The sequence below is a fragment of the Clostridium gasigenes genome (assembly GCF_017348895.1).
GTDB lineage: Bacteria > Bacillota > Clostridia > Clostridiales > Clostridiaceae > Clostridium > Clostridium gasigenes.
On the sequence record NZ_CP071376.1, the window covers coordinates 993,638 to 1,020,230 of the forward strand.

Below are 26,593 nucleotides of genomic sequence, written 5' to 3' on the forward strand. Positions count from 1 at the left end.
CTTTTAATTTTTAGAAGTAAAACTACTTAACTTCTACTTCAGCTCCAACTTCAATTAACTTAGCTTTCATTTCTTCAGCCATTTCTTTAGTTACAGCTTCTTTAATTGTCTTAGGAGCTCCGTCAACTATTTCTTTAGCTTCTTTTAATCCTAATCCAGTTATTTCTCTTACTACTTTAATAACTTTGATCTTTTGTGATCCAGTACTTACTAATACCACGTCGAACTCAGTTTTTTCTTCTACAGCAGCACCTGCAACAGCACCTGCAGCAGCAGTTGGAGCAGCAGCGCTAACACCAAACTCTTCTTCGCAAGCTGTTACTAATTCGTTTAATTCTAAAACAGTCATTTCTTTTATTGCTTGAATTATATCTTCTCTTGTCATTATAATGGCACCTCCAAAATTTCTTGTAAATTATTTTTTTAGCTTATTCAGCTGATTCTGTTTCTTTCTTTTCTTTAATTGCATTTAATACACATGCAATTTTTGATAATGGAGCCTTGAAACTTCCAAGAAGTTTCGCAATAAGAACTTCCTTTGATGGTATTGTAGCAAGTTTTTCAACTTGTTCCTTGTTGTAGATAACACTATCAACTATACCAGCCTTTAGTTCTAATTTCTTATGGCTTTTTGCAAAATCAAATAATACTCTTGCTGGAGCAGTAGCATCTTCATAACCTAAAGCTATTGAAACTGGTCCTTGTAAGTATTCTTCAATACTGTCCATACCTAATTCCTTAGCAGCTAATATTACTAAGCTGTTTTTATAAACCTTATACTCAACGCCTGCTTCTCTTAAAGATTTTCTTAAAATTGTGTCTTCTTCAACTGTTAATCCTTGATAGCTAGCTAATACAACAGATTGAGCTTTTTCAAGCTTTTCTTTTATTTCAGCTACCTTTAATTCTTTAAGTTGTCTGTTTTTGTTCATTATTGTAGTCCACCTCCTTACAGTTTAACCTGTAATTTATAATAAGAAAGGTCTTCCCAGTAGACATAGGAAGACCAAAATAATCAATTATTTTGTCATCCTAGGTAGGCGATACACTTTAAACCTTTCGGCACCTACTGTCTACGGAAACAGTATTCTATTTAATAACAAAATTTATTATATAACATAATAAAATTCTTGTCAATATTATTCTAATATTTTTCCTGGATTAACTTTCGCTCCAGGTCCCATAGTGCTTGAAACAGATACCGATTTAACGTATTGTCCTTTAGCAGCTGCAGGTTTAGCTTTTACTAAAGCTTCCATTAAAGCATGGAAATTTTGTTGTAGCTTTTCAGCACCGAATGATTTCTTACCGATTGGGCAATGAACGATAGAAGTTTTATCAACTCTATATTCTACCTTACCAGCTTTGATTTCAGCGATTGCTTTAGCAACATCAAATGTAACTGTTCCTGATTTTGGATTTGGCATTAAACCCTTAGGTCCAAGTACTCTTCCTAATCTACCAACTACACCCATCATATCTGGAGTAGCTACAACTACATCATAGTCGAACCAATTTTCTCCTTGGATTTTACCAACTAATTCGTCAGCTCCAACGAAGTCTGCTCCAGCTTCTAAAGCTTCTTTAGCTTTTTCGCCTTTAGCAAATACTAATACTTTAACAGTTTTACCTGTTCCGTTAGGAAGAATTACTGCTCCTCTAACTTGTTGATCAGCATGTCTTGGGTCTACCCCTAATCTTACATGTAATTCTACAGTTTCATCAAAACTAGCCTTCGCAGTTTTAACTGCTAATTCTAAAGCTTCTGATGGAGTGTATAAAACATTCTTATCTATCATTTTTGCACTTTCAATATACTTCTTACCCATAATTGGCCTCCTTTGTGGTATTAACGGCTTTTACCTCCCACTTTTTTTTGCGAATTAAGCTTCTATAGTTACGCCCATACTCTTAGCAGTTCCTTCGATCATGCTCATTGCAGTTTCGATTGTAGCCGCGTTTAAATCTGGCATTTTTATTTCAGCAATTTTTCTTACTTGTTCTTTAGTTAAGTTTCCAACTTTAGTTTTATTAGGAACGCCTGAACCGCTTTCTAGTCCTAGCTCTTTCTTAATTAAAATAGCTGCTGGAGGAGTCTTTAAGATAAAACTAAAAGATCTATCTTGGTAAACTGTTATTACAACTGGTATTATATACCCAGCTTGTGCTGCAGTTTTTGCATTGAATTCCTTACAGAATCCCATAATGTTAACACCGTGTTGTCCTAAAGCTGGCCCAACTGGTGGTGCTGGTGTTGCCTTTCCTGCTGGAAGTTGTAATTTGATCATTCCTGTTACTTTCTTAGCCATGTATATTCCTCCTATACTGTGGTAATGCGGGCCTTAGCCCTCCCACTTTATTAAAAGATTAGTTTATAATAAATTATTAAACCAACTTCTCAACTTGTGTAAAATCTAGTTCAGCTAGAGTTTCTCTACCGAACATATCGATTAATGCCTTAATTTTACGTTTCTCTAAGTTTATTTCTTGAATAGTTGCCACAAATCCTCTAATAGGACCAGCGATAATTGTTATACTTTCTCCTACTTCTAAATCTATATCAACTGGACTTTCTTGAACTCCCATTGATTCTACTTCTTCATCAGTAAGAGGTACTGGTTTAGATCCTGGACCTACGAAGCCAGTCACTCCTCTTGTATTTCTAACAACATACCATGACTCATCTGTCATGAACATTTTAACTAATACATATCCAGGAAATTTCTTCTTAAGAGAAACTTTCTGTTTTCCATCTTTTTCTTCAATAACTTCTTCCATAGGCACTTGTATGTCTTGAAGTAAGTGTTCAAGATTTCGATTTTCAACAGTTTTTTCAAGATTAACTTTAACCTTGTTTTCGTAGCCTGAGTACGTGTGTACTACATACCATCTTGCTCTTTCGCTCATATTTTCTTAAACCTCCTTATTTTAGTTTAAAGATAAATTCAAAGAGGTTTTGAGAAACATAATCTAATCCGCCAACTAATATAATATATACTAGTCCTACTACTCCAACTGCAATTAATGCCTTCTTAGTGTCATTTTTAGACGGCCAGCTTATTCTTTTAACTTCTGACTTAACCTCTCTAAAAAATTTAACGATTCCACCATTTTGTGATGAAGCCATATTTAATTTCGCATTTTCTTTAATAGCCATTACTTCACATCCTTAATCTTCGTGAGTATGTCATTACTTTAATTGCGTTCTACTTAGTTTCTCTATGAAGTGTATGTTTCTTACAGAACTTGCAATATTTTTGCATATCCATTCTGTCTGGGTTGTTTTTCTTATTTTTCATTGTGTTGTAATTTCTTTGCTTACACTCTGTGCACGCTAAAGTTATTTTTACTCTCACAGTCTGCACCTCCAATTTATCGTAAATAATATAAAAGATAAACTTTCTATTATTCTAATTAGTTCTAATTACTTAAACACATTATCATATATCAAGTATTATGTCAATATGTCAACCTTTGTAAAAGACTAAATAATGTAACTTTATCTTCTATATAATTTCTCAGAATATTATTATTCCTTTATGCTAGTAACAACTCCTGAACCTACTGTTCTTCCACCTTCTCTGATTGCAAATCTTAAGCCTTCATCCATAGCTACTTTGTTGATTAATTCAACGCTCATATCTATATGATCTCCTGGCATAACCATTTCCATTCCTTCTGGTAATTTTATTGCTCCTGTTACATCTGTTGTTCTAAAGTAGAATTGTGGTCTGTATCCATCGAAGAATGGAGTATGTCTTCCGCCTTCTTCTTTTTTAAGTACATATACTTGACCTACAAATTTAGTATGTGGTTTAATTGTTCCAGCTTTTGCTAAAACTTGACCTCTTTCAATATCTGCTCTTTGAATTCCTCTTAAAAGAACTCCTACGTTATCTCCAGCTTGTGCATCGTCTAGTAACTTTCTGAACATTTCTATTCCTGTTACTACAACTTTTCTGCTTTCTTCTGCTAATCCAACGATTTCAACTTCATCAGCTACTCTAAGAACTCCTCTTTCGATTCTTCCTGTTGCAACTGTTCCTCTACCAGTAATTGTGAATACATCTTCTACTGGCATTAAGAATGGTCTATCTGTTGCTCTTTCTGGTGTTGGTATATAAGTATCTACAGCTTTCATTAATTCCATGATTGGCGCAATTGCCTTTTCATCTGTTGGATTTTCTAATGCTACTAAAGCTGAACCCTTTATTACTGGAATATCGTCTCCTGGGAAATCATATTCTGATAATAATTCTCTTACTTCCATTTCAACTAATTCTAATAATTCTTCATCATCTACCATATCTGCTTTGTTTAAGAAAACAACTATATAATCAACACCAACTCTTGATGCTAATAGTATATGTTCTCTAGTTTGTGGCATTGGGCCATCTGCTGCTGAACATACTAATATAGCTCCATCCATTTGTGCCGCTCCTGTAATCATGTTCTTTACATAATCGGCATGTCCTGGACAATCAACGTGTGCATAATGTCTTGCTTCTGTTTCATATTCTACGTGAGCTGTATTAATTGTAATACCTCTCGCTTTTTCTTCTGGTGCTTTATCTATATCTGCATAGTTAAAAGCCTCCGCGAATCCTTGTGTTGCTAATACTGTTGTTATAGCAGCTGTTAATGTTGTCTTACCGTGATCTACGTGACCAATTGTTCCAATATTTACATGTGGTTTACTTCTTTCGAATTTTTGCTTTGCCATTGTAAATTCCTCCTTTATTGTTTAAATAAACTTTGCCTAGCGTTTTGCTTTTTTTAAATATATTGGAGCTCACGATCGGGATTGAACCGACGACCTCCGCCTTACCAAGGCGACACTCTACCGACTGAGCTACGTGAGCATTCCTACTTCTTTAATCTTTGATATACCAATTATAAAGTTTACTATCATTCAAAAATTTTGTCAATATAATTTTAATGACTTTATTTTTTATCTGATAGACATTTTTCTAGCTTTCTTTTAACTCTTTGTAATGCATTATCAATAGATTTTGCATGTCTATCTAAATCACATGCAATTTCTTGATATGATTTACCATCTAAATAAGAATGAAGTACCTCTAATTCTAGTTCTGATAATACTTTTGTCATTTCTCCTTGAATTAGTTCAATTTGCTCTTGACCTATAACTAATTCTTCAGGATTTGTTATTCTAATACCAGCTATAACATCTAATAAAGTTCTATCAGACTCTTCTTCATAAATGGGTTTATTCAAGGATATATAAGTGTTTAAAGGGATATGTTTTTGTCTTGTAGCTGTTTTTATAGCTGTTATAATTTGCCTAGTTACACAAATCTCAGCGAAGGCTCTAAATGATGTTAACCTATCAACTTTAAAGTCTCTTATAGCTTTATATAAACCAATCATTCCTTCTTGATAAATATCTTCTTTATCTGCACCTATAAGAAAATATGATTTAGCCTTAGATTTAACAAAATTTTCATATTTAGATATTAAATATTCTTGAGCTCTCTTATTGCCTTCTTTTGCTTCTACTACAATTTCTTCATCAGCTTTATCTTTCCACTCTACAAAATCTTCTTTAACACTTCCTTTGTTTATCACTAATTTCACCCCTTGACCCAATACTTCATGCTAATTATAGCTTAAGGCTCTATACAAGTCAATTAAGCTAATTACTTCGTCTCATGGCTTCTAATCTAGCTAGAACATCTTTATCTACATTATCACCTAAATGATTTTTATTAGTGGCTTTATTTCCGATTGCTTTATTCTTAATAATATTTTCCGAGGTATTAACTTCGCTATAAAATTCTAAACTTGAAACTCTTACAGCTCCTCTTTGAAATATTGTTTGTTGTTCTAAATAATCAGAAGTTACAACATATATTTCGACTCTTCTACCTAAGCTATGCACTTTTCTTTCGATATAACCATCAGCAGTTTCTCCATCTTTTGTAAACACTACGGTAATGTTTTTATTTATTTGCTCCTTATTTTCTAGACTTCTATGTACTTTATAAGCATCAAAAACTATTATAACTTTGCAATCATTAAAAACACTGTAGTTATGAAGTATATTTATTAATTTATTTCTAGCCCCTTCAAGACTATGATCTTTTTCAGTTTTAAGATTAGGCCAGCTATTTATGACATTATATCCATCTACAAATACAATTTTCACATCTTATACCTTTTGATTAATAAACACTATTTTACCAATCTACCTTTTAATACTTCATACATCATTATAGCACCTGCAACTGAAGCATTTAAAGAGTTAATTTTACCAACCATAGGAATCTTAACTAACTTATCACATTTCTTAACTGTTAATTTTGATATACCTCTTCCTTCACTACCTACTACAATAGCACAAGGTCCATTAAAATCAACTTGATGACTAAATTCTGTTCCTTCAATATCTGCTCCATAAATCCAAATACCTTTTTCTTTTAATATGTCTATAGTTGCATTTATATTTGTTACTTTTGCAATCTTCATATGTTCTATAGCTCCAACTGCACACTTATAAACTGTTGGTGTTATCCCTACGTTTCTTCTCTTTGGAATTATTATTCCATGAGCACCACTTAGTTCTGCTGTTCTTATTATTGAGCCTAAGTTATGTGGATCTTCTATTTCATCTAATACAATTATGAACGGCTCTTCGCCTTTTTCTTTAGCAAACTCTAACATTTCAGAAATTTGACAATAATTAAATGGTGTTACAATAGCTACGACACCTTGATGATTTCCTTCTCCACACATTGAATCTAATTTCTTTCTGTCTACTTCCTTAATAACTATTTTCTTTTCTCTTGCTAAACTAATTATTACCTTAACTGATCCTTCTGTATCTCCACTAGCTAAATAAAGACACTCTATAGTTCTATCACTCTTTAAAGCTTCTATTACTGAATTTCTACCCATTATTAAATCTTCTCTTATTGGTGCTTCTTGAGGCTTTTCATCTTCTCTCTTAGAGCTTTTGTTTCTATTAAATCCATTTTCTCTTGTGCTTACTGGTTGTTTTTCAAATTTTGCATCTTTGGAATATCTTGATTTTCTTTCATAATCCTTTGAGTACGAAACCTCTCTGCCAACTCTAACTTCCTTAGTACCTGATTCTTCTGTTTTTCTTTTCTCTCTTATTTCTTTTCTAACTACTCTCGTTCCTTTTGTCATTAAAATCACTCCTTAAATTCTATTAAATTACCTTTGAAAATATTTTTTCATCTTAATTTAATTCTACAGTCACGCTCTTACTTAGTATATATGCTAATCTCACTTTGTCACCTATTAAATATAAATATCCAATTAAAGCCTCAAAACCAGTAGCCGCTCTGTAATCTCTTACATCAGCATTTTTAGGTACTGTAGCTGATTTTGTATTTCTTCCTCTTTTAAATATATATAACTCTTCCTCAGTTAAATCACATTCTAGGTTATGTATTATTGTTGATTGGCTTTTAGCTTTTACATATCCAATAGCCTTAACGTGAATTTTATGAGCTGATAAATCTATATCTTTACTAAGAACATAATTTCTAATAAATATTTCATAAACTCCATCACCAATTAACGCTAGTTGTAATGCATTCAAATTTCTAGCCTCATCTTTACTAAATTCTCTTATTCTTAAATCGTCTAACATACATCCACCCCTCTGAAGTAAAGGCTGCTAAATGCAGCCCATCCTATCTAATCAGCTTTTTTCCATCTCACACCTTGTGGTGTATCCTCTAATATTATACCTCTTTCTTTAAGATCATCTCTTATTTTATCTGACAATGCAAAATCTTTATCTTTTCTCGCCTGTTGCCTTTGATCTATTAACCCTTCTATCTCATCTTCTAAACTTACTTTAGTAGATTTTTGAAGAATACCTAATGGCATCCCTAATTCTCTTATTAACTCTAGAGCTTTATTGCACAGTTCTTTAGATGAACCAATGGTAATATTACTATTTGTATTTTTCACCAAATCAAATAAAGTTGATATAGCATCAGCTGTATTAAAATCATCATCCATTTTTTCTATATATTTTTGTCTATAGCTATCTAATGATAAAAGATATTCTTTTTCGTCTGCATCCATATTTTCTTTTATAACTTCTTCTAAAAGACTTTCTAAGTTCCCTATAGCATTATACAATCTTTCAATTGATGCTTTAGCTGAATCTAATAAATCTTTACTATAATTTAATTGAATTCTATAATGTGCTGATAACATTAAAAATCTTACTACATCTGCATCATATTCTTCTAAAACATCTCTTACTGTAAAGAAGTTATTTAGCGACTTAGACATTTTTTTATTATCTACATTAACAAAAGCTCCATGTATCCAATACTTTGCAAAAGTTTTTCCTGTTAAAGCTTCACTTTGTGCTATTTCATTTTCATGATGCGGGAATGCTAAATCCATTCCACCTGCATGTATGTCTATAGTGTCGCCTAATAGCTTTCTAACCATACAAGAACACTCTATATGCCAACCCGGTCTTCCAGGCCCCCATGGACTCTCCCAAGATGGTTCCCCAGGCTTTTGAGCCTTCCATATTGCAAAATCCATTGCATCTTCTTTTCTTTCATCTACATTAATCCTTGCTCCAGCTTGTAAATCATCAAGATTTTGTCCTACTAATTTACCATAGCCTTCAAATCTTTTAGTTCTAAAGTAAACATCTCCGCTTACTTCATAAGCATAGCCCTTTTCTATTAATTCTTTTACAAATTCAACTATATCACAAACAAATTCTGTTGCCCTTGGATTTGAAGTTGCTCTTTCTATATTTAACCCATCAGCATCTTTGTAATATTCATTTATATATTTATCACCAATTTCTTTTACTGTAGTTCCTTCTTCATTAGCCTTATTTATCATTTTATCATCTATATCTGTAAAATTTTGAACAAACTTCACATTATACCCAGAGTATTCAAGATACCTTCTTATAGTATCAAAAATTATAAACGTTCTACCATTTCCAATATGAAAGTAATTGTAAACTGTTGGTCCACAGACATACATTTTAACCTCATCTGGATTTAATGGTATGAATTCTTCTTTTTTTCTAGTTAGGGTATTAAAAATTTTCATTTTACGCCCTCCTTATTTTATAATTTAAAATTATTTTTTTTAAATTCTTCTTTTACTTTATTAATAACATCTTCTACTCTTATAACTTCTACTTCTTTAGTTCTTAACTTAAATTCAATTTCTCCATCACCAATCTTCTTACCAACTGTTATTCTCATTGGAATACCTATTAGTTCCGAATCCTTAAACTTAACTCCAGCTCGTTCATTTCTATTATCTAATAATGCATCTACCCCTAAGGCTCTAAGTTCATTATATAACTTTTCTGCTATTTCCATTTGCTCTTCATCTTTTATATTTACAGGTATTACTGAAACATGATATGGCGCTAATGCCAAAGGCCAAGTTATCCCATACTCATCATGATGTTGTTCTATTACTGATGCCATTGTTCTTGTAACTCCAATCCCATAGCAACCCATAACAAACGGTTTATCCTTACCATTTTCATCCATAAATGTGGCTTTCATAGTTTCTGAATACTTTGTTCCAAGCTTAAATATATGACCTACTTCTGTTCCTCTTGCTATTGTTATTTCTGATCCGCAAGCTGGACATTTTTCGCCTATAGTTATATTTCTATAATCTCCAACCTTACCTTCAAAATCTCTTCCATAATTGGCATTTTCTAAATGGAATCCTGTTTCATTTGCACCTACAATAAAGTTATACATATTTGCTACTTCTTCATCAACTAAAAGTTCATCAATTTTTATTCCTATTGGTCCCGCAAATCCTATGGCCGCATTAGTAGCTTTAAATACATCTTCCGCAGATGCCATTTCTAGTTGAGCTATTCCACCTAAATCATTAGAAACTTTAGTCTCATTTACTTCTCTATCGCCTCTAACCATAACTGCTACTATTTTACCATCAGCATTAAATATTAATGTTTTTGCAAACTTCTTAGCTGAAGTATTAAAAAATGAAGTTAATTCTTCAATGGTTCTTATATTTGGTGTTTCTGTTTTAACTAATTCCTTAGCCTCTTCTTTTTCTGCCTTATCCACTGTTGAAGGTGCCTTTTCCATATTAGCTGCATAATCACAAGCATTACAGAATACTACATCATCTTCTCCAACTTCAGATTTAACCATAAATTCAGCAGAGTTTGATCCGCCAATAGCACCTGAATCTGCTTCTACACATTTAGCATTTATTCCACATCTATTAAATATTTTCACATAAGCTTCATTCATTTTATCAAATGATACATCTAGACCTTCTTGATCTTTATCAAAACTATATGCATCTTTCATAATGAACTCTCTTGATCTCATTATCCCAAATCTTGGTCTTCTTTCATCTCTATACTTAGTTTGAATTTGATATAAATTAACTGGTAACTGCTTATAAGACTTTATTTCATTTCTTGCCATATCCGTAAATACTTCTTCATGTGTTGGTCCAAGACAGAATTCTCTATTGTTTCTATCTTTTAATCTAAACATTTCTTCTCCGTAAACATCCCATCTTCCTGATTCTTGCCATAATTCTGCTGGTAAAATCGCTGAGGCTAAAAATTCTTGTGCTCCTGCATCATTCATTTCTTGTCTAACTATTTCTTCTATGTTTTTTAATACTTTTAATCCTAAAGGCATGTAATTATATATTCCTGAAGCCATCTTTCTTATCATACCTGCTCTTAGCATTAACTTATGACTATCTATTTCAGCCTCTGCTGGAACCTCTCGTAATGTTGATACAAGCATATTTGCCATTTTCATAATTATTTCCTCCCCTTATTTCTAGACTAGTTAAATGCACTATAAATTAATTTTTACAAAGTCTACACGTCACTACATCATTAGACATATCTAAAAAATAACTATTCACTACATAACCTGTCTTAAACTTTTTTAAACTCTTATATATTTAGATAATAAAAAAAGTCCACCCTAATAATTAATTAGGGCGAACTTATATCGCGGTACCACCTAAATTTGTTCTCTAAAATGATAACGGTATTAAACCGATAGTTTTTACCTACAACTCAAAATTTGGTTCAAAATCTATTGAAAATTTTACAGCCTATGAATTTTCTCTCTGAATACCGATTTCTACTATTCTTCTTCACTGCTTTACTATTATTAAGTTTTAACTGAATTTATTATATCTTTTGGCTAAAACTATGTCAACATACCACGTAATTAAACAAGTCTTTCTGCTAATATTAAATCCTCCGGTGTTGTAACTTTAATATTAGTATAATCACCATCATATAAATACACTTTATTACCATATAACTCTACTACCATAGTATCATCTGTAACAACCACATTATCTTTTTTTATTTTTTTATGACATTCTAATATTGTATTAAAATCAAACACCTGAGGTGTTTGAATTGCAACTAAATTTTCTCTATTAGGTGTGTCTACAGAAAAACTTTCTTTGTTTTTTATTTTTATAGTATCCTTTGGAGTAACTCCGGGAGCTGCTGCTCCATATAGTTTTGCAAATTTTATTCCCTGTTCAATAATTTTATTAGAAACAAATGGCCTTGCGCCATCATGGATTAATACAATATTTGTATTAATCATACTTTCCAACCCATTACAAACAGAGTCTTGCCTTTCTTTACCCCCAGCAACTATATTATCTATATTTAACGAATATCTTACTAAAATTTCACGTCTGCAATACTCTATTTCATCTTCTGGTAAAACTAAAGTAATACTATCTATAGATTTACAATCAATGAATTTCTTTAAAGTATAATAAAGAATAGGCTTGCCTTTAATTTCTATATATTGCTTACTGATTTCAGAACCCATCCTTTTTCCTCTACCACCAGCTAAAATAATAGCACTTACCATATTTCCACCTACTACTTATTCTTTAAGTTTAGCAAAAATCATTCTTCCTGCTGCTGTTTGAAGCACTGATGTAACTATTACATCTAAAGGCGATCCCATGAATTTTCTTCCACCTTCTACAACTATCATAGTTCCATCATCTAAATATGCTACTCCTTGAGTAGGTTCTTTACCATCCTTAACTACTAAAACTTTCATTTCTTCTCCTGGAAGAACTACTGGTTTAATTGCATTTGCTAACTCATTAATGTTAAGTACTGGAACTCCTTGGAATTCCGCTACTTTATTTAAATTAAAGTCATTAGTTACTACCTTTCCTTTTAAAACTTGAGCTAATTTTAAAAGTTTACTATCAACTTCAGCTATCTCTGGGAAATCACCTTCCCAAATTTGAGTTTCTATATCTAATTCTTTTTGAATTTTATTTAATATATCTAACCCTCGTCTCCCTCTATTCCTTTTAAGTGAATCTGACGAATCTGATATATGTCTTAATTCATCTAGTATAAAATTAGGAATAACCAGAGGACCTTCTACAAATCCTGTTTTACATATATCGAAAATTCTTCCATCTATTATAACCGATGTATCTAAAATCTTAGCTATAGTTTTAACTACAGGTTTATGTTTCTTTTCTTTCCCTGTCCCTTTTTTTAGACCACTTAATAACATTGAAATACTATCTTTCTTTTTTATAAATACATCTGCCCCTATAATAGCTGCAACTAAATTCAATAACAAAATAATTATCAAACCTAAAGCCGCACCTAAATCCGAATCTAAAAGTTGGCTTATCTTTCTTATTGGATACCCTATTAACGATGTTATTCCTACGGCTATTATTATGCCTATTGCTGAATATAATATTTCTGTTGCGCTTAGCTTTTGAATATTTTTTTCTGCATACTCTATTAGATTTGATATTGAATTATATATGCGTGGAGAAATTAAAAATAATATAACGCCAAAAATTAACATTATAAAAATAGTAGATGATACCGTTCCCACTGCTGTTGATAGGAAATTAACTTCTTTTACTGTTGGATTATTTAATACAGCATAACCCACAATATAACCAATTACTAAGCCTATAATAGTAAAAATACCTCTTAATACTTTCTTTAACATAAAATTCACCTCCTTATTTGATTATTGACATAAATATCTAATATAATTCTCTTTTATTTATTTTTTATAATAAGAATTATATTAATTATAACATACTGAAATATTTTCTAAAATAAATAATCCTTCGAATTAATTTTTATTTAATTTTTTGTACCCCCTATAATTTTTTTTGCAAATTAGCTATTATAGTACTAACATTAATATCTGTGCTGGAGATATTAACAAGACTCTTCCAAGCCCTTTTTAATTATTACACACCAATCCCAATAATAGTAAGGAGTTGATACAAATGAAAGATATAATTTTTGATAACTTTCAAAATAACGTAAGTGAATCACTACTAAGACATAAAAGCATATTAGATATAATGACTAAATATAGTGAATCCAGTGCTAGAGTTAATAGAGCCATAGCCAAAGCAGTAACAAACTGTGGCTGTGTTGAAATAAATGCTAAGAAACAAAATCTACACGAAGAAAATGAAATACTTAATGAATTTGATTACACTCTTGAAAGTCACCTAAATGGAACTTTATGTGATAACTGTCGTGATATTATAGAAAGCGAAATTGGCAATGAATTATTTTATTTAACTTCATTGTGTAATAGCATAGATATAAACCTTTATGACGTTTTGCTTAAGGAACAAAATAAAATAGACACCCTTGGCAAATTCACATTTAGATAAGAAGAGCAGGTTGAAATTCAATCTGCTCTTCTTATGCCCATTCAAATATAATATTTCTTGCTAAATCTCATTTTTTAAATATATTTGTTCTTTTATTCTTCTTAATCCATTTCTTATAGCTCTAGCTCTAGCTTCCCCAATACCTTCTACTTTATCAAGTTCTTCAGTGCTAGCTTCTATTATATATTTTAATTCTTTAAAATGTTTAACTAAATTTTCAATTACTGTTGTTGGTATTCTTGGCACCTTAAATACTATTCTATATCCTTGTGGCGATATTAATGTATCAACTAACGATATTCCACCATAACCTAGGTACTTTACTATTAAATCTAAATCAAGTAATTCCTCTGAATTTAACCTTTGAATATCATTATATATTTCATTGTAATCTAGCCCTTCCTTGCAATAATCTCTTATCAGTAATATACCATCTCTTTCAATATATCTTACCAATTCATTTAATTGCATTGATATAAGTCTACCTTCATTTCCAAGTTCAACTATATATTTCTTTATTTCTTCCACTATTCTCATAACCATTTCTGTTCTTTGAATAGCTGTAACAACATCAAATAGTGTTGTCAAATCCTGAAATTCTAATAAATTAAGATTATTTATTACTCGTTCTAAAACATTAACGTATTTTTCAAGTGTTTGAACCGCTTGGTTAGCTCTTGCGAGTATTATGCTACTTTCTTGAAGCACATACTTAATTTCACCTTTATAAATAGTTATAATATTTCTTCTTTGAGATATGGCAACTACTATATTACCAGTTTGCTTTGCCACTCTATGAGCAGTCCTATGTCTAGTTCCAGTTTCAAAAGTAGTCAATGTCGATTGAGGTAATAGCTGTGTATTTGCACATATTATTCTTTTAATATCACTGCTTATAACAATTGCCCCATCCATTTTAGCTAATTCGTAAACATACGCCGGATTATATTCAGCATTTATATGAAACCCGCCATCTACAAGTTCCATTATTTCTTCTCCATCCCCAATTACTATTAGCCCGCCAGTTTTAGCTCTTAGTATATTTTCAAGACCCTCTCTAAGTTGCGTTCCTGGACTCATTAATTGCAAAATATTTTTTATTTCTTTATCGTCTTTTATTCTCATACACTCACCCAATCCATTAGATTCTCTCTTTACGTCTTTTCTTAAGTTCTATTTATTAATAATTTTTAATTTATACTATTTACTTCCTAAAGATTATAATACTATATTTCAAATAATCTAACAATTATATTTATATATTATTTATATACATTATATATAACTTCATTTAAAGTCTTTAATGCAATAACTTCTATATTATCAAATTTAATGCCTGTTGCAAACGAATCCTTAGCAACATATACTTTTTTGAATCCCATTCTTCCAAGTTCTTTAACCCTACCCTCTAAAGAAGGAACCTTTTTAAGTTCCCCTGTAAGTCCTACATCTGCTATGAATGCAATATTTGACTCTATACCTTTATCTCTTATAGACGATACTATACTCATAATTACCGCCAGATTAATTCCTTGCTCCTTAATTTTCATACCACCAGTTGTTTTTATTATTACATTTTTCTCATAAAGGTTTATTCCACCTCTTTGTTCAAGTATAGATATTAATGTATTTAGCTTATCTTTACCTAATGTTTCTCCTATTCTTGTAGGATATGGAGTAAATGCTTTTGAAACCAAACTCTCAACTTCCATAATTATAGGTCTTGAACCTTCTTTGATTACAGTTAATGTACTTCCTGAAACTATTTCACCATCATCTCTTTTTGTCATAAAGAACTCCGAAGGATTATCAATAGATATCATACCCTTTTCACTCATTTGAAAGAACCCCATTTCTCCTGTACTTCCAAACCTATTTTTAGATGCGAGTAACCCCCGTAATTCTTCATCTGTATCTGCTTCTATTATTAAAACAGCATCAACTAAATGCTCTAATGCCCTAAGTCCTGCTAATTCATCAGCCTTTGTCATTTGTCCAACTATTATAATCGCTCTTTGCCTCTTATCACCTTTAGCGATTCTAAGTAATTCATTAGCACACTCCATTGTTTGAGTAGGGGAACCAGCTCTTGCCGGTAGTGACGCTTCCATTGTGAATGTTTGAATACTATCTATAATTACTACATCTGGATCTATTTCATTTATAGCATCTACTACATTATCCATACTAGTTTCTTGAACTACCCATATATTTTCATTTATATCATTAAGTATTCTATCTGCTCTATTTTTTATCTGACTATCACTTTCTTCACCAGATGCGTATATAACCTTACATCCTTTTCTCGCTATACTATCTGCAACTTGTAGTAACAATGTAGATTTACCAGCTCCTGGCCTTGCTGTAATTATAGTAATAGAATCCTTTACTATTCCACCTCCCATTACTCTATCAAACTCATTTATCCCTGTAACTATTCTATCGCTCTTACTTGATATTACATCTGCTAATTTTGTAATTGGTTTTTTATTAATAGATCTAGCAGTAGAACTACTGCTTTTACCTTGAACTTCTTTTACTTCTTCAATTAATGTATTCCATTTACTACAATCTGGGCATTTCCCTAACCATTTCGGTGTCTCATATCCACATTCTTGACAAATAAATACAGTTTTAATCTTTGCCATTCCTTAACCTTCCGATCTTAGGTATATTCCATTAAATAACTAGTCCATATACACCTTTGACTATTATTTCTTTCAGATACCTTATTATTACTTTACTATATAATAATATATCATAATAATTTTACAAAAAACAATTACTTATTATTATAAAAAAAAATTGATACTATTTATTATAGTACCAATTCTTATAAATATATTCTTAAAAAGTATAAATTCATTATTTATTTAACAACTCCGCTGCCGCTTCATCTATTATAACAATTACATCTCTGTGCATTTGTAACATTGATGCTGGCATGTCAGTGCTAATTTTTCCGTTTAACATAGCTTTAACAGCTTCTGCTTTTCCTTCTCCACTTGCTATAACTATTATTCTCTTAGATTTCATTATTTCGCCTAACCCCATAGTTAAAGCGGTCGTAGGAACCTCTGCTTTTGAATCAAAGAATCTTGCATTGGATTCTATTGTGTTTTCTGTTAAGCTTGTTAAATGGGTTCCGGCTACTAAGTTTGCATCGGGTTCATTAAATGCAATATGTCCATTGTTTCCAACACCTAATAATTGAACATCAGTTCCACCAAGGGCTTGTATCTTAGCATCATACCGTCTGCATTCTTCTTCTATATTTTCAGCTAACCCATTTGGAACGAAAGTTTTATTTTTATTTATATTAATATGATTGAAAAGATTTGCATTCATAAAGTATCTATAACTTTGATCATGATCTCCTGATAATCCTACATATTCATCTAAGTTTACTGTAGTAATATCTGAGAAATCAATCTTTCCTTCTTTATTCATTTTTATTAACTCTTTATACATCCCTATTGGTGAACCACCAGTTGCAAGTCCTAATACTGCATTTGGCTTTTCTTTTACTATTGAAGCCAATTCATTTGCAGCTACTTTGCTTAATTCTTCATAGTTTTTTGTGATTATTAATCTCATTTTATTTTCCCCTCTCTCATTGAAATATTAACTTGCAATACAAACTTGTCTGATCTATAAATTGACTCTTCTAAGAAGATCATTTTGCCTTTTTGAGTATATGTTTTACTTGTCATTTTTAATAATGGAACCGCTTCACTTACTTTAAATAAATCCTTTAATTCACTATTCATAATTACTGCTGCTATAGATGATTGAGAATGATCCACCATATATCCAAATTCTTCAAGAATTTTAAATAAAGAACCTTCAAGCATTTTCTCATCAATATATCCACAATAATCAACAGGTATATAGACTTTTTCTACAGCTATACACTCATTATCTACAATCCGTTTTCTGTTTATTATATAAACTTTATCTAAGGAAATTATCTCAGTTAAGTGTTCAGGTGTATTTATTTTATTAAACTCGATAACCTCAGTTTTAAGATTCCTACCTGTTTGTTTCATCATATCAGTAAAACTCATCATATCTTCTTGTTTAACTGTTGGTTCACATACAAATGTACCTTTACCTTTTATTTTAAAAAGCACATCTTCTTGAACTAATTCACCTAAAGCCTGCCTTATGGTCATTCTACTTACCCCATAAATTTCACACAGTTCTCTTTCACTAGCTATACATTCTCCCGGTTTCCATATACCTTGTGATATCTTTATTATTAAATCATTTTTTAATTGATAATATACAGGAATAGGACTACTTTTATCTATCATTCTTACTCCTCCTTATTATTATATATATAATAGTTATAGATGTCTAGACCAGTTGTATGAATTTTTTATAAATTGTATAAAAAAATTTTTTTTGGAAAATATAAATTTATCAAGTTTAAAGGAGTTGATATTTTGATCTATAACAATTATTTTTCTAATGTTGCCTCTAAAAATATACTTAAAGACACTGCAGAAAAAAATTTATCCGCTAATATATCAAATGTCTCTATCCCAACTTCTCTTGATAACATGGTACTAAACTCAAATTTAGATAACGGAAATGTTATCAAATAACTTTTAACATGCCTCATTCCTATAATATCATAGTCTAAAATAGAATATAATATTTAAAATAAACTTTATTAAAAATATTAATAATGTATTGAAAAAATTATTAATATATTGTAATATTAATATTAAATAATAATAGTTATCTATTATTTAAGGAGTGTGATTATTATGGTTAAAGTATACACAACAAATTCTTGTCCATGGTGTGTTAAAGTTAAAAATTATTTAAAAGGAAAAGAGGTTTTATTTGAAGAGCTAAATGTTCAAGATAATATGGATGCTCGAGAAGAGATGGTAAGCAAATCAAAACAAATGGGTGTACCAGTTTTAGATATTAACGGTGCTATTATAATTGGTTTTGATAAAAAAGCTATTGAAACTGCCCTTGAAAAATAATTTTTCAAAATTAAATACATAAAAAAGAAACTCAAATTAATGAGTTTCTTTTTTATGTATTTAGGAATTTTAAAAAATAGCAAAGGTATGCTATTTTTTAATATTACTTAATCTTATAGTGAATACTAAAAAATTATTTCCCAACTGCTGCTTCTATTTCTTTTCTATTGAATCCAACAATAATTTCTTCAGAAATTTGTATAACCGGTACAGTTCTTTGTCCTGAAATTTTAAATACTTCTTCTCTATCTTCATGCTTATCAGCTACATTTATTTCATTATATTCCCAACCCTTCATTTCGAAGAATCTTTTTGCCTTAACACAAGCTGGACACCATGATGTTGAATAAATTTTAATCATTATATTTCTCTCCTTTCTTCTACTATATATTTTTCTGCACTTAATGCTGCAATTGTACCATCTGCCACAGCAGTAGTAATTTGTCTAAATTGCTTTTCTCTAACATCTCCAGCTGCATACACACCATCAACATTTGTTTGCATATTTTCATTAGTAATAATATATCCACTTGATGTTATATTTAAATACTCTTTAAACATATCTGTCATTGGAACTGTTCCTACAAATCCAAATACAGCATCAACTTCAATTTCTTTTTCTTCATTAGTCTTACTATTTTTAATTATAGCTTTTTCTACAAAAGCAGCACCTTTAACATCAACTATGTCTTCATTAAACATAACTTCAATTTTAGGATTATTCATAACTTCATCAATATTAGCCTTTTCTCCATTAAAATAATCATGTCTTCTTATCATAATTACTTTACTTGCAAATTTAGTAAGGAAAATAGCCTCTTCTAAAGCAGAGTTTCCGCCCCCAACTACAGCTATCACTTTTCCTTCATACATTGCTCCATCACAGACAGCACAATAATGAATTCCCTTACCGGCAAATTCATTTTCACTTGGAATTGGTAATTTCTTAGGACTTGCTCCTGTTGCAACTATTACAGCTTTAGCCTTATAAATATACTCTTCAGTTTCTATTACTTTCTCATTAGCAGAAAAATCAACTGTTTCAATAGAATCGAATTCATCTATTGTCGCCCCTAATTCCTCTGCTTGTTGTTGCATTAAATCTGCTAATTCTGGTCCAGTTATCTTTTTAAATCCTGGATAGTTTTCAATTGTATAACTATTTCTTACTTGGCCCCCTAGAATTTGATTTTCTAACAACATCATTTCTAGTTTAGCTCTTGATGCATATATAGCTGAGGTTAATCCAGCAGGACCACCGCCAATTATCATTAATTCAATATTCTTAATTTCTTTACTCATAAAGGTTCCTCCTTACCCCCTAGGGGTATAACTTAATACTATTATATATATCATATATACTTTTTGCAATAGATTCTTAAGTAATATTTTTTTAAAATACACCTTAGGGAGCTTTTTAAAATAACTAGTAAGATTTGCTAGTCTATTATTTCTCCAATTGTGTGATCTATACTATATGCTTAAAACATAAGCTTTTCCCATCATAATAAACATCCAATTTATCCCCTGTTTTTATATCACCTCTTAACATTTCTTCACTTAACCTATCTTCCAATTCCCTAGTTATAATCCTTCTTAGCGGTCGTGCTCCATAAGTTGTATCAGCACCTTTATTTACCAAGAATTTTTTACTATCATCATCTAATTTTAAAAATATCTTTTTTTCTTTTAATCTTTTAATAGTATTCTCTAACATTATATTTACTATTTGTAATACATCATTTTCTTTTAATTTATGGAAAACTATTATATCATCTATTCTATTTAAGAATTCCGGCTTAAACTCTGATTTAATTTCTTCCAATATATTTTCCTTCATTTTTTCATATTCTGTATTTTCACCAGTGGCTTCCCTTGCAAACCCCATTGTTTTTTGCTTGTTTAATGAGTGTGCCCCTATATTAGATGTCATAATAATTATAGTATTTTTAAAATTTATTACTTTACCTTTACTATCTGTCAACCTTCCATCTTCCATTATTTGAAGCAATATATTAAATACATCTGGATGAGCTTTCTCTATCTCATCCAATAGTATTACAGAATAAGGATTTCTTCTTACAGCCTCTGTTAATTGTCCACCTTCATCATATCCAACATATCCTGGTGGTGATCCTATTAATCTTGATACAGAGTGTTTCTCCATATATTCTGACATATCTAATCTTACTAAACTTTTATCATCACCAAATATAGCCTCGGCTAAAGCATTTGATAATTCCGTTTTACCTACGCCTGTAGGACCACAAAATATAAAGCTACCAATTGGTCTGTTTGGATCTTTAAGGCCTACTCTAGCCCTTTTTACTGCTTTAGATACAGCTTTTACAGCTTCCACTTGGCCAATAACTCTTTTATGCAAAATTTCCTCTAATTTTAATAATCTTTCTGATTCTTTTTCAGTTAATTTTTCTAAAGGAATTTTGGTCCATATAGAAACTACCTTTGCAATATTTTCTTCGTCAACTATATGTCTTATAGTAATACTTTCCTTACTCCATGCATCTTTAATTTTTTTAAACTCTACCTTTAATTTTTTCTCATCATCTCTTAATGTAGCCGCTTTTTCAAAATCCTGACCCCGTATAGCCTCATCCTTAGCTCTTATTAATGTATCTATTTCCTCTTCTATAACTTTAAGGCTTGGGGGGGTTACTAATTTTTCTATTCTTACTTTTGCAGCAGCTTCATCCATTAAATCTATAGCCTTATCTGGCATAAATCTATCTGTTATATATCTATCTGAATATTCTACAGCTGCATTTAAAGCTTTATCAGTTATTTTAACCATATGATGTGATTCATATTTATCTCTTAACCCCATTAATATCTGTAATGTTTGTGCTTTTGATGGTTCTCCTACATTAACAGGCTGAAACCTTCTCTCAAGCGCTGCATCCTTTTCTATATGCCTTCTATATTCATCAATTGTAGTTGCTCCAATACATTTTATTTGCCCCCTTGCTAAAGCTGGTTTTAATATATTAGCTGCGTCTATAGCCCCCTCTGCCCCTCCAGCTCCTACTATTGTATGAATTTCATCTATAAATATAATAATATCATCTCTATTACTAATCTCATCAATTACCTTTTTTAATCGTTCCTCAAACTCACCTCTATACTTTGCACCAGCAATCATAGATGTTAAATCTAATGTTATAATCTTTTTATCTCTAAGCATCTCAGGAATATCCCCATTTACTATTCGTTGGGCTAACCCCTCTATTACTGCTGTTTTACCAACCCCTGGTTCACCTATAAGACAAGGGTTATTTTTTACTCTTCTACATAAAATTTCAAGGACTCTTTGATTTTCCTTCTCTCGCCCTATTACAGGATCTAATCTCCCTTCCCTTGCCATAGCTGTTAAATCTCTTCCATATTGATTTAACATTGGTGTTTTATTACTCTTTTTATTAGTCTTATTTTCTAATTTTATATCCTCGAAATCTTTTCCGGCTAAAAATTTTGTTAAATCTTCTCTTATATCATTAAAGTTAGCCTTACATCTTGTTAATATTGTATATGCTACACCTTCGCCATCATCTATTAATGCTAACAACACATGTTCTGGGCTTATATAACTATGATCAAAAACCCTAGCCTTAACTAAACTATCATCAAACAACCTTTTAGTTCTAGGTGTTAAAAGCATTTCTCCTATAGATATTTCCCCATCTCCGAATCCTAGATATTCTTCAAGTACTTTTTTTGCTTTTTCTAAAGTTATCCCTTTTGTTTTTAAAACCTGAGACGCATATCCCCCTTCATTTAAAATACCTAATAAAATATGCTCTGTTCCTATATATCCATGTTTAAAATATTCAGATTCTTTTTGAGCTTCTCCTATTATAATATGAGCTCTTTCTGTAAACCTGCCAAAAATCATTTCTCTACCTCCATACCCTATTGCTATAGTTTAATAAAACCATTTTTAATGAATTTGAAAATATACCATACTATATACTATGATATATTACTAACCTTCATACAATTACTATAATTCTTCTTTTACATCTTCAAAAAAATATCTAATTAATACCCTAATCTATTTTGATTACTTTATATAATTATATTGATAAGTGATTTGTTTTTTTCTGAAACCTTCTTATTTGAAATTATTGCCATTTAAATAACATCTTAACCATAGTTATTTTTAACTATAAATATATATTTTCTTTCTTCATGAATTATATTATAAATTTTTCCTAAAAATACATATATGTAAATATGATTAAAAGGAGATTTTTATGGAAATTAAATGGTTTGGCAACACTACCTTCTTAATTAAGAATTCTACTGGCAAAAGAATATTAATTAATCCAATAGATTTAAACTCTTCTATAATAAAATACGATTTGAAACCTGACTTAATCACTTTAAGCAATTCTCTTAATATAGATAATACTAATGATTATCTAACAAAAGATTGTAAAATAATTAATTCTTGTGCAAAATATAGCAATGATTATATATCTATAGAAGGTTATACTACTTACTCTGATAATATTAAAGGATTAAAACGAGGAAATAACATTATTTATATTTTTGAAATAGATAACTTAAAGTTTTGTCATTTAGGTACTCTGGGACATAAGCTAAATTCTGAACTTATATCTAAATTAAAAGATTTAGATTTTTTACTTATTCCTATAGGTGGTCATTTTTCTTTAGATGGATCAGAAGCTGCAACTTTATCAATTAATATTAGCCCTAAATATATACTACCCATGCTTTATAAAACCTCTCTAGAGCACTCTTATTTAGATGGGCCTTATAAATTTATTTCCCGTATGAAAAATATTACTAAAGTTAATAACTCTACTATTCAAACTTCTGAATTATCTTTTACCAATAGTAATTCCGTTATAATTCTTACACCTTAGAAATCGGAAAGCAAATAACAGGTTATTTAGAAGCTCATCTCCAATACTTATTAATAAATGTTCAAAAAAATCCGTAGTTATTTATATAACTACGGATTTTAATAATATATATTAAGATAAATAATATATCACACTATTTTTTGTTAATATTTTACTATTATGTATTAAATAAATAACAAATCAATATTTTATTCTACTTTTTTAAATAAAAAAATAAAAACCGTCATATTAATGACGGTTTTTATGTTTATTAAGCTTGGACAGGAGCTCCAACTGGACAAACATTTGCACAGCTTCCGCAATCGATACAAGTATCTGCGTCTATAACAAATTGTGTATCACCTTGGCTTATAGCGTTAACTGGACATTCCGCAGCGCATGCACCGCAGTTTACACATGAATCTTCTATTAAAAATGCCATTAAAAAACACCTCCTATATTTATATCTTTTTTATTTTATCATAGTGTTTTATATTTTTAAAGACTTTAGTATAATTTATATAATTATACTTCTTAAAATATATTCTCCACCATTAAACTACACTATATCCTTTTTCTTCAATAGAATTGATAATATCATCTAAACTTAAGCCTCTATCATCATAAACTACACTAACTTCTTTCTTACTAATATTAACTTCGCAAGCAATAACACCCTCATTACTTGCCACAGCTTCTCTAACATTATTAATATCTTCATTAGTATTAAGGTTATAAACCTTTATTAAAGATTTCACCCTGTCTGCCCCCTTAATTATCTTTTATTATATTCTTCATCAGCCTTTTATCTTCTAATGATTCAATTTCCAATTTAATATCTGATTCGTCTATATAATCTTCATATCGTCCAGTGACAAGAGTAATATTTTCGATTTTAAACTCTTCAATTATTTCTTCATCACCTCTTTTAACTTTAACCTTAACACTTTCTTTTACAGTATTATTATTTATTACTTCTCCAGTACCTTCCTCTGTCTCTACTATTGACCCTATCTTTGGCATTCTCTTTCTTATATCTTCATAAGTACTTTGCTCATAATTTAAGCAACACATTAATCTCCCACAAATACCTGATATTTTAGTAGGATTTAATGAAAGATTCTGTTCTTTTGCCATTTTTATAGATACAGATGTAAAATCTCCAAGAAAAGTTGAACAACACATAGGTCTTCCACAAGGTCCAAGCCCACCTAACATTTTAGCCTCATCTCTAACACCAATTTGTCTAAGTTCTATTCTTGTTTTGAAAATTGTTGCTAGATCCTTAACTAATTCTCTAAAATCAACTCTTCCATCTGCTGTGAAATAAAATATAACTTTATTATTGTCAAAAGTATACTCTACATCTATTAATTTCATATTTAATTTATGGTCTTCTATTTTACTTAAACATATAGATAAAGCATCTTTTTCCCTTACTTTGTTTTCTTTATGTTTATCTATATCTTCCCTTTGTGCAACTCTTATAACACTCTTTAATGGAGCTACTATATCATCTTCTGATATTTCCTTTATTCCTATAACGCATTCTCCAAACTCTATTCCTCTAGCTGTTTCTACTACTACAAAATCCTCTTTTTCTATATGTAATTCTTTTGGGTCAAAATAGTAGATTTTACCTGCTTTCTTAAACCTTACTCCTACAACTTTTATCATTATTAACCCTCCATAAATCCAATTAGCATAACCCTTATAGTTATGGCAAAATTAGAATTGCTTAATAAATTTATTCTTGCTTCTCTTATTTTATCCAGTATTTTATTTAGTTTTTTATACGACATACCTATTGCAAGTTTTTTTAAACTATCTATTTTATCTGCATTTATTACTAAATTAGTGTCATTAAGTTCTTTATACACCATTATATCCCTTATAAATGAAGTTAATATATTAAGTATTTCATCTTTATTATCTTTATAAGATAATAATAAATTTTCATGTCTTAGCAAAACATCTGCGGCTCCATTATTCGCTTCACTTAGCACGTCCAATAATAATTGTCTTAAGTTCTTAAGATTACTATCTATTAAAAATCTCTCTGCTTTTCCAGGAATACCCTCACTATAAGCTAGCGAAGCTAATATTTCACCTTCTGTAGCATTATTCTTAATAGTTCTTATATATTCAGTCGTTTCATTTTTTGATAAAGGTGTTAATTTATATATTTGACATCTTGACTTTATTGTATCTAAAATTAACTCTAAACTCTCACAAAGTATAATTATAAATACACCACTTGGCGGTTCCTCTATTGTTTTTAATAAAGCATTTTGAGCTTGAATTGTTAATTTATTACCTTCATGAATTACTATAACTTTCTTATTTCCTTCAAAAGGTTTTTTATTAACTTCCGTTATTAATTCTCTTACTTCATCTACTCCAAAGGATGCTTTTGTTGGGCGATAATTCATTATATCTACATATTGTCTTGTATAATCCCCCCCTAATATTTGCACTGCAAATAATTGGGCAAGTTTACTTTTTCCAATACCATCGACCCCTACTATAAGGTGTGCATGAGAAAGGCTTTTGTTTGCAACTCTTTTTTTAAAGCTATTAATTATATCACTATGTCCTATAAAACTTCTCATTGCACTATCTCCGTTACTTTTTATATTTTAACAAATTGATCAACATCAATTACGAAAACTGTTGCTCCTCCGACTTCTATTTCTATAGGATAAGACATATACATATCCCCATTGCCTGTTATCGGTGTTGGTGTAGCTATTATTTGTTTTCTCTTCTGGCATACATATTTAACTACATCTATAACACTTTGAACTTTTTCTTTTTCAACACCAATCATTAAAGTAGTGTTTCCAGCTTTTAGAAACCCTCCTGTTGTTGCAAGTTTAGTAACTCTAAATCCTTCCTCAGTTATAGCATCTACTAAATCTATTGCATCATCATCCTGAACTATTACTAATACTAATTTCATAAAAGTTACCTCCATTA

32 protein-coding genes, 1 tRNA gene and 1 other annotated feature are annotated in these 26,593 nt (G+C 30.4%); of the genes, 3 read left to right on the top strand and 30 right to left on the bottom strand.

Annotated features, from left to right (window positions below; translation table 11 throughout):
- Positions 1-22: 22 nt before the first annotated feature.
- The 17 genes from rplL to J1C67_RS04950 form a co-directional block, all read right to left on the bottom strand.
- Positions 23-385, bottom strand: coding sequence for a 50S ribosomal protein L7/L12 (gene rplL, locus J1C67_RS04870; RefSeq protein ID WP_089969048.1), 363 nt, complete (start codon positions 383-385; stop codon positions 23-25).
- A 43-nt stretch (positions 386-428) separates the two neighbouring features.
- Positions 429-932, bottom strand: a complete 504-nt coding sequence (gene rplJ / locus J1C67_RS04875; protein WP_089969046.1) for a 50S ribosomal protein L10 — start codon at positions 930-932, stop codon at positions 429-431.
- 34 nt (positions 933-966) lie between these two features.
- Positions 967-1,097, bottom strand: a sequence feature (ribosomal protein L10 leader region).
- Between the two features lie 42 nt (positions 1,098-1,139).
- The gene (gene rplA / locus J1C67_RS04880; protein ID WP_089969044.1) at positions 1,140-1,829 is read right to left on the bottom strand and encodes a 50S ribosomal protein L1; all 690 of its coding nucleotides are present in this window, start codon (positions 1,827-1,829) and stop codon (positions 1,140-1,142) included.
- A gap of 54 nt (positions 1,830-1,883) precedes the next feature.
- Complete coding sequence (gene rplK, locus J1C67_RS04885) at positions 1,884-2,309, bottom strand: 50S ribosomal protein L11 (protein ID WP_089969043.1); 426 nt, start codon at positions 2,307-2,309, stop codon at positions 1,884-1,886.
- A 76-nt stretch (positions 2,310-2,385) separates the two neighbouring features.
- Positions 2,386-2,907 (bottom strand): transcription termination/antitermination protein NusG, encoded by a 522-nt coding sequence (nusG, locus tag J1C67_RS04890; protein ID WP_167866866.1) that lies wholly within the window; start codon positions 2,905-2,907, stop codon positions 2,386-2,388.
- Between the two features lie 16 nt (positions 2,908-2,923).
- Positions 2,924-3,157 (bottom strand): preprotein translocase subunit SecE, encoded by a 234-nt coding sequence (secE, locus tag J1C67_RS04895; RefSeq protein WP_089969039.1) that lies wholly within the window; start codon positions 3,155-3,157, stop codon positions 2,924-2,926.
- 49 nt (positions 3,158-3,206) lie between these two features.
- On the bottom strand, positions 3,207-3,356 hold the full coding sequence (gene rpmG / locus J1C67_RS04900) for a 50S ribosomal protein L33 (RefSeq protein ID WP_089969037.1): 150 nt from the start codon (positions 3,354-3,356) through the stop codon (positions 3,207-3,209).
- A 173-nt stretch (positions 3,357-3,529) separates the two neighbouring features.
- The gene (gene tuf, locus J1C67_RS04905; RefSeq protein WP_089969034.1) at positions 3,530-4,723 is read right to left on the bottom strand and encodes an elongation factor Tu; all 1,194 of its coding nucleotides are present in this window, start codon (positions 4,721-4,723) and stop codon (positions 3,530-3,532) included.
- 63 nt (positions 4,724-4,786) lie between these two features.
- Positions 4,787-4,862, bottom strand: a tRNA-Thr gene (locus tag J1C67_RS04910).
- Positions 4,863-4,944: 82 nt separating this feature from the next.
- Positions 4,945-5,589, bottom strand: coding sequence for an RNA polymerase sporulation sigma factor SigH (gene sigH, locus J1C67_RS04915; protein ID WP_089969031.1), 645 nt, complete (start codon positions 5,587-5,589; stop codon positions 4,945-4,947).
- Positions 5,590-5,656: 67 nt separating this feature from the next.
- A complete protein-coding gene (locus tag J1C67_RS04920; protein WP_089969028.1) occupies positions 5,657-6,169 on the bottom strand; it encodes an NYN domain-containing protein in 513 nt (170 codons plus the stop codon).
- 26 nt (positions 6,170-6,195) lie between these two features.
- Complete coding sequence (gene rlmB / locus J1C67_RS04925) at positions 6,196-7,173, bottom strand: 23S rRNA (guanosine(2251)-2'-O)-methyltransferase RlmB (RefSeq protein ID WP_089969025.1); 978 nt, start codon at positions 7,171-7,173, stop codon at positions 6,196-6,198.
- Positions 7,174-7,225: 52 nt separating this feature from the next.
- A complete protein-coding gene (locus J1C67_RS04930) occupies positions 7,226-7,642 on the bottom strand; it encodes a Mini-ribonuclease 3 (protein ID WP_167866865.1) in 417 nt (138 codons plus the stop codon).
- A gap of 47 nt (positions 7,643-7,689) precedes the next feature.
- The gene (cysS, locus tag J1C67_RS04935; protein ID WP_167866864.1) at positions 7,690-9,090 is read right to left on the bottom strand and encodes a cysteine--tRNA ligase; all 1,401 of its coding nucleotides are present in this window, start codon (positions 9,088-9,090) and stop codon (positions 7,690-7,692) included.
- 17 nt (positions 9,091-9,107) lie between these two features.
- Positions 9,108-10,817, bottom strand: coding sequence for a proline--tRNA ligase (locus tag J1C67_RS04940; protein WP_089969018.1), 1,710 nt, complete (start codon positions 10,815-10,817; stop codon positions 9,108-9,110).
- A gap of 423 nt (positions 10,818-11,240) precedes the next feature.
- Positions 11,241-11,909 carry a 2-C-methyl-D-erythritol 4-phosphate cytidylyltransferase gene (gene ispD, locus J1C67_RS04945; RefSeq protein WP_089969015.1) on the bottom strand — a complete coding sequence of 223 codons (669 nt, stop codon included), beginning with the start codon at positions 11,907-11,909 and terminating at the stop codon, positions 11,241-11,243.
- 15 nt (positions 11,910-11,924) lie between these two features.
- Positions 11,925-13,037 carry a PIN/TRAM domain-containing protein gene (locus J1C67_RS04950; RefSeq protein ID WP_089969012.1) on the bottom strand — a complete coding sequence of 371 codons (1,113 nt, stop codon included), beginning with the start codon at positions 13,035-13,037 and terminating at the stop codon, positions 11,925-11,927.
- Positions 13,038-13,326: 289 nt separating this feature from the next.
- Here J1C67_RS04950 and J1C67_RS04955 point away from each other — a divergent pair, with 289 nt between their 5' ends.
- Positions 13,327-13,725 carry a nucleoside triphosphate pyrophosphohydrolase family protein gene (locus tag J1C67_RS04955; RefSeq protein ID WP_089969009.1) on the top strand — a complete coding sequence of 133 codons (399 nt, stop codon included), beginning with the start codon at positions 13,327-13,329 and terminating at the stop codon, positions 13,723-13,725.
- A 60-nt stretch (positions 13,726-13,785) separates the two neighbouring features.
- On the opposite strand, the gene disA is transcribed toward J1C67_RS04955, so the two are convergent.
- The 5 genes from disA to J1C67_RS04980 form a co-directional block, all read right to left on the bottom strand.
- Entirely contained in the window at positions 13,786-14,850 is a 1,065-nt protein-coding gene (disA, locus tag J1C67_RS04960) for a DNA integrity scanning diadenylate cyclase DisA (RefSeq protein ID WP_089969007.1), read from the bottom strand.
- A gap of 137 nt (positions 14,851-14,987) precedes the next feature.
- Complete coding sequence (gene radA, locus J1C67_RS04965) at positions 14,988-16,373, bottom strand: DNA repair protein RadA (RefSeq protein WP_089969004.1); 1,386 nt, start codon at positions 16,371-16,373, stop codon at positions 14,988-14,990.
- A 217-nt stretch (positions 16,374-16,590) separates the two neighbouring features.
- A complete protein-coding gene (gene nagB, locus J1C67_RS04970) occupies positions 16,591-17,322 on the bottom strand; it encodes a glucosamine-6-phosphate deaminase (protein WP_167866863.1) in 732 nt (243 codons plus the stop codon).
- Complete coding sequence (locus J1C67_RS04975) at positions 17,319-18,041, bottom strand: GntR family transcriptional regulator (RefSeq protein ID WP_089968999.1); 723 nt, start codon at positions 18,039-18,041, stop codon at positions 17,319-17,321. Before J1C67_RS04975 ends, nagB begins: the two co-directional genes overlap by 4 nt.
- 146 nt (positions 18,042-18,187) lie before the next feature.
- Positions 18,188-18,331: a hypothetical protein gene (locus tag J1C67_RS04980; RefSeq protein ID WP_185170479.1), complete on the bottom strand. Its 144-nt coding sequence runs from the start codon at positions 18,329-18,331 to the stop codon at positions 18,188-18,190.
- Positions 18,332-18,500: 169 nt separating this feature from the next.
- Here J1C67_RS04980 and J1C67_RS04985 point away from each other — a divergent pair, with 169 nt between their 5' ends.
- Entirely contained in the window at positions 18,501-18,728 is a 228-nt protein-coding gene (locus J1C67_RS04985) for a glutaredoxin domain-containing protein (protein WP_089968996.1), read from the top strand.
- A gap of 133 nt (positions 18,729-18,861) precedes the next feature.
- Here J1C67_RS04985 and J1C67_RS04990 read toward each other — a convergent pair whose 3' ends face one another.
- The 3 genes from J1C67_RS04990 to J1C67_RS05000 all read right to left on the bottom strand — a co-directional run bounded on the left by J1C67_RS04990 (position 18,862) and on the right by J1C67_RS05000 (position 22,638).
- Positions 18,862-19,089 (bottom strand): glutaredoxin family protein, encoded by a 228-nt coding sequence (locus J1C67_RS04990; RefSeq protein ID WP_089968995.1) that lies wholly within the window; start codon positions 19,087-19,089, stop codon positions 18,862-18,864.
- On the bottom strand, positions 19,089-20,030 hold the full coding sequence (trxB, locus tag J1C67_RS04995) for a thioredoxin-disulfide reductase (RefSeq protein WP_167866861.1): 942 nt from the start codon (positions 20,028-20,030) through the stop codon (positions 19,089-19,091). Before trxB ends, J1C67_RS04990 begins: the two co-directional genes overlap by 1 nt.
- A 166-nt stretch (positions 20,031-20,196) precedes the next feature.
- The gene (locus tag J1C67_RS05000; protein ID WP_089968990.1) at positions 20,197-22,638 is read right to left on the bottom strand and encodes an ATP-dependent Clp protease ATP-binding subunit; all 2,442 of its coding nucleotides are present in this window, start codon (positions 22,636-22,638) and stop codon (positions 20,197-20,199) included.
- 361 nt (positions 22,639-22,999) lie between these two features.
- Between J1C67_RS05000 and J1C67_RS05005 the strand changes: the two genes are divergently transcribed.
- Complete coding sequence (locus J1C67_RS05005; RefSeq protein WP_167866860.1) at positions 23,000-23,635, top strand: MBL fold metallo-hydrolase; 636 nt, start codon at positions 23,000-23,002, stop codon at positions 23,633-23,635.
- A 250-nt stretch (positions 23,636-23,885) separates the two neighbouring features.
- On the opposite strand, the gene J1C67_RS05010 is transcribed toward J1C67_RS05005, so the two are convergent.
- The 5 genes from J1C67_RS05010 to J1C67_RS05030 all read right to left on the bottom strand — a co-directional run bounded on the left by J1C67_RS05010 (position 23,886) and on the right by J1C67_RS05030 (position 26,576).
- Entirely contained in the window at positions 23,886-24,056 is a 171-nt protein-coding gene (locus tag J1C67_RS05010; RefSeq protein WP_089968984.1) for a DUF362 domain-containing protein, read from the bottom strand.
- A gap of 112 nt (positions 24,057-24,168) precedes the next feature.
- Positions 24,169-24,372 carry a heavy-metal-associated domain-containing protein gene (locus J1C67_RS05015; protein ID WP_089968982.1) on the bottom strand — a complete coding sequence of 68 codons (204 nt, stop codon included), beginning with the start codon at positions 24,370-24,372 and terminating at the stop codon, positions 24,169-24,171.
- Positions 24,373-24,385: 13 nt separating this feature from the next.
- On the bottom strand, positions 24,386-25,291 hold the full coding sequence (locus tag J1C67_RS05020; RefSeq protein ID WP_167866859.1) for a PSP1 domain-containing protein: 906 nt from the start codon (positions 25,289-25,291) through the stop codon (positions 24,386-24,388).
- Positions 25,292-25,293: 2 nt separating this feature from the next.
- Positions 25,294-26,226, bottom strand: coding sequence for a DNA polymerase III subunit delta' (locus J1C67_RS05025; RefSeq protein ID WP_167866858.1), 933 nt, complete (start codon positions 26,224-26,226; stop codon positions 25,294-25,296).
- A gap of 20 nt (positions 26,227-26,246) precedes the next feature.
- On the bottom strand, positions 26,247-26,576 hold the full coding sequence (locus J1C67_RS05030; RefSeq protein ID WP_089968975.1) for a cyclic-di-AMP receptor: 330 nt from the start codon (positions 26,574-26,576) through the stop codon (positions 26,247-26,249).
- Positions 26,577-26,593: the final 17 nt, after the last annotated feature.

Excerpts from the sequence above, each read along its gene's own strand:
- J1C67_RS05010 (WP_089968984.1), bottom strand. The coding sequence starts at position 24,056 with ATGGCATTTTTAATAGAAGATTCATGTGTAAACTGCGGTGCATGCGCT.
- J1C67_RS04930 (WP_167866865.1), bottom strand. The coding sequence starts at position 7,642 with ATGTTAGACGATTTAAGAATAAGAGAATTTAGTAAAGATGAGGCTAGA.
- disA (WP_089969007.1), bottom strand. The coding sequence starts at position 14,850 with ATGAGAATAAAAGACGATAAAGAAATAAAAAATATTTTGCAATTAATG.
- radA (WP_089969004.1), bottom strand. The coding sequence starts at position 16,373 with ATGGCAAAGATTAAAACTGTATTTATTTGTCAAGAATGTGGATATGAG.
- J1C67_RS04975 (WP_089968999.1), bottom strand. The coding sequence starts at position 18,041 with ATGATAGATAAAAGTAGTCCTATTCCTGTATATTATCAATTAAAAAAT.
- nusG (WP_167866866.1), bottom strand. The coding sequence starts at position 2,907 with ATGAGCGAAAGAGCAAGATGGTATGTAGTACACACGTACTCAGGCTAC.
- rplJ (WP_089969046.1), bottom strand. The coding sequence starts at position 932 with ATGAACAAAAACAGACAACTTAAAGAATTAAAGGTAGCTGAAATAAAA.
- rplL (WP_089969048.1), bottom strand. The coding sequence starts at position 385 with ATGACAAGAGAAGATATAATTCAAGCAATAAAAGAAATGACTGTTTTA.
- rlmB (WP_089969025.1), bottom strand. The coding sequence starts at position 7,173 with ATGACAAAAGGAACGAGAGTAGTTAGAAAAGAAATAAGAGAGAAAAGA.
- J1C67_RS04950 (WP_089969012.1), bottom strand. The coding sequence starts at position 13,037 with ATGTTAAAGAAAGTATTAAGAGGTATTTTTACTATTATAGGCTTAGTA.
- rplA (WP_089969044.1), bottom strand. The coding sequence starts at position 1,829 with ATGGGTAAGAAGTATATTGAAAGTGCAAAAATGATAGATAAGAATGTT.
- J1C67_RS05000 (WP_089968990.1), bottom strand. The coding sequence starts at position 22,638 with ATGATTTTTGGCAGGTTTACAGAAAGAGCTCATATTATAATAGGAGAA.
- J1C67_RS05005 (WP_167866860.1), top strand. The coding sequence starts at position 23,000 with ATGGAAATTAAATGGTTTGGCAACACTACCTTCTTAATTAAGAATTCT.
- cysS (WP_167866864.1), bottom strand. The coding sequence starts at position 9,090 with ATGAAAATTTTTAATACCCTAACTAGAAAAAAAGAAGAATTCATACCA.
- J1C67_RS04955 (WP_089969009.1), top strand. The coding sequence starts at position 13,327 with ATGAAAGATATAATTTTTGATAACTTTCAAAATAACGTAAGTGAATCA.
- J1C67_RS05020 (WP_167866859.1), bottom strand. The coding sequence starts at position 25,291 with ATGATAAAAGTTGTAGGAGTAAGGTTTAAGAAAGCAGGTAAAATCTAC.
- J1C67_RS05025 (WP_167866858.1), bottom strand. The coding sequence starts at position 26,226 with ATGAGAAGTTTTATAGGACATAGTGATATAATTAATAGCTTTAAAAAA.
- tuf (WP_089969034.1), bottom strand. The coding sequence starts at position 4,723 with ATGGCAAAGCAAAAATTCGAAAGAAGTAAACCACATGTAAATATTGGA.
- ispD (WP_089969015.1), bottom strand. The coding sequence starts at position 11,909 with ATGGTAAGTGCTATTATTTTAGCTGGTGGTAGAGGAAAAAGGATGGGT.
- J1C67_RS05030 (WP_089968975.1), bottom strand. The coding sequence starts at position 26,576 with ATGAAATTAGTATTAGTAATAGTTCAGGATGATGATGCAATAGATTTA.
- nagB (WP_167866863.1), bottom strand. The coding sequence starts at position 17,322 with ATGAGATTAATAATCACAAAAAACTATGAAGAATTAAGCAAAGTAGCT.
- secE (WP_089969039.1), bottom strand. The coding sequence starts at position 3,157 with ATGGCTATTAAAGAAAATGCGAAATTAAATATGGCTTCATCACAAAAT.
- J1C67_RS04985 (WP_089968996.1), top strand. The coding sequence starts at position 18,501 with ATGGTTAAAGTATACACAACAAATTCTTGTCCATGGTGTGTTAAAGTT.
- rplK (WP_089969043.1), bottom strand. The coding sequence starts at position 2,309 with ATGGCTAAGAAAGTAACAGGAATGATCAAATTACAACTTCCAGCAGGA.
- J1C67_RS04990 (WP_089968995.1), bottom strand. The coding sequence starts at position 19,089 with ATGATTAAAATTTATTCAACATCATGGTGTCCAGCTTGTGTTAAGGCA.
- J1C67_RS04940 (WP_089969018.1), bottom strand. The coding sequence starts at position 10,817 with ATGAAAATGGCAAATATGCTTGTATCAACATTACGAGAGGTTCCAGCA.
- trxB (WP_167866861.1), bottom strand. The coding sequence starts at position 20,030 with ATGAGTAAAGAAATTAAGAATATTGAATTAATGATAATTGGCGGTGGT.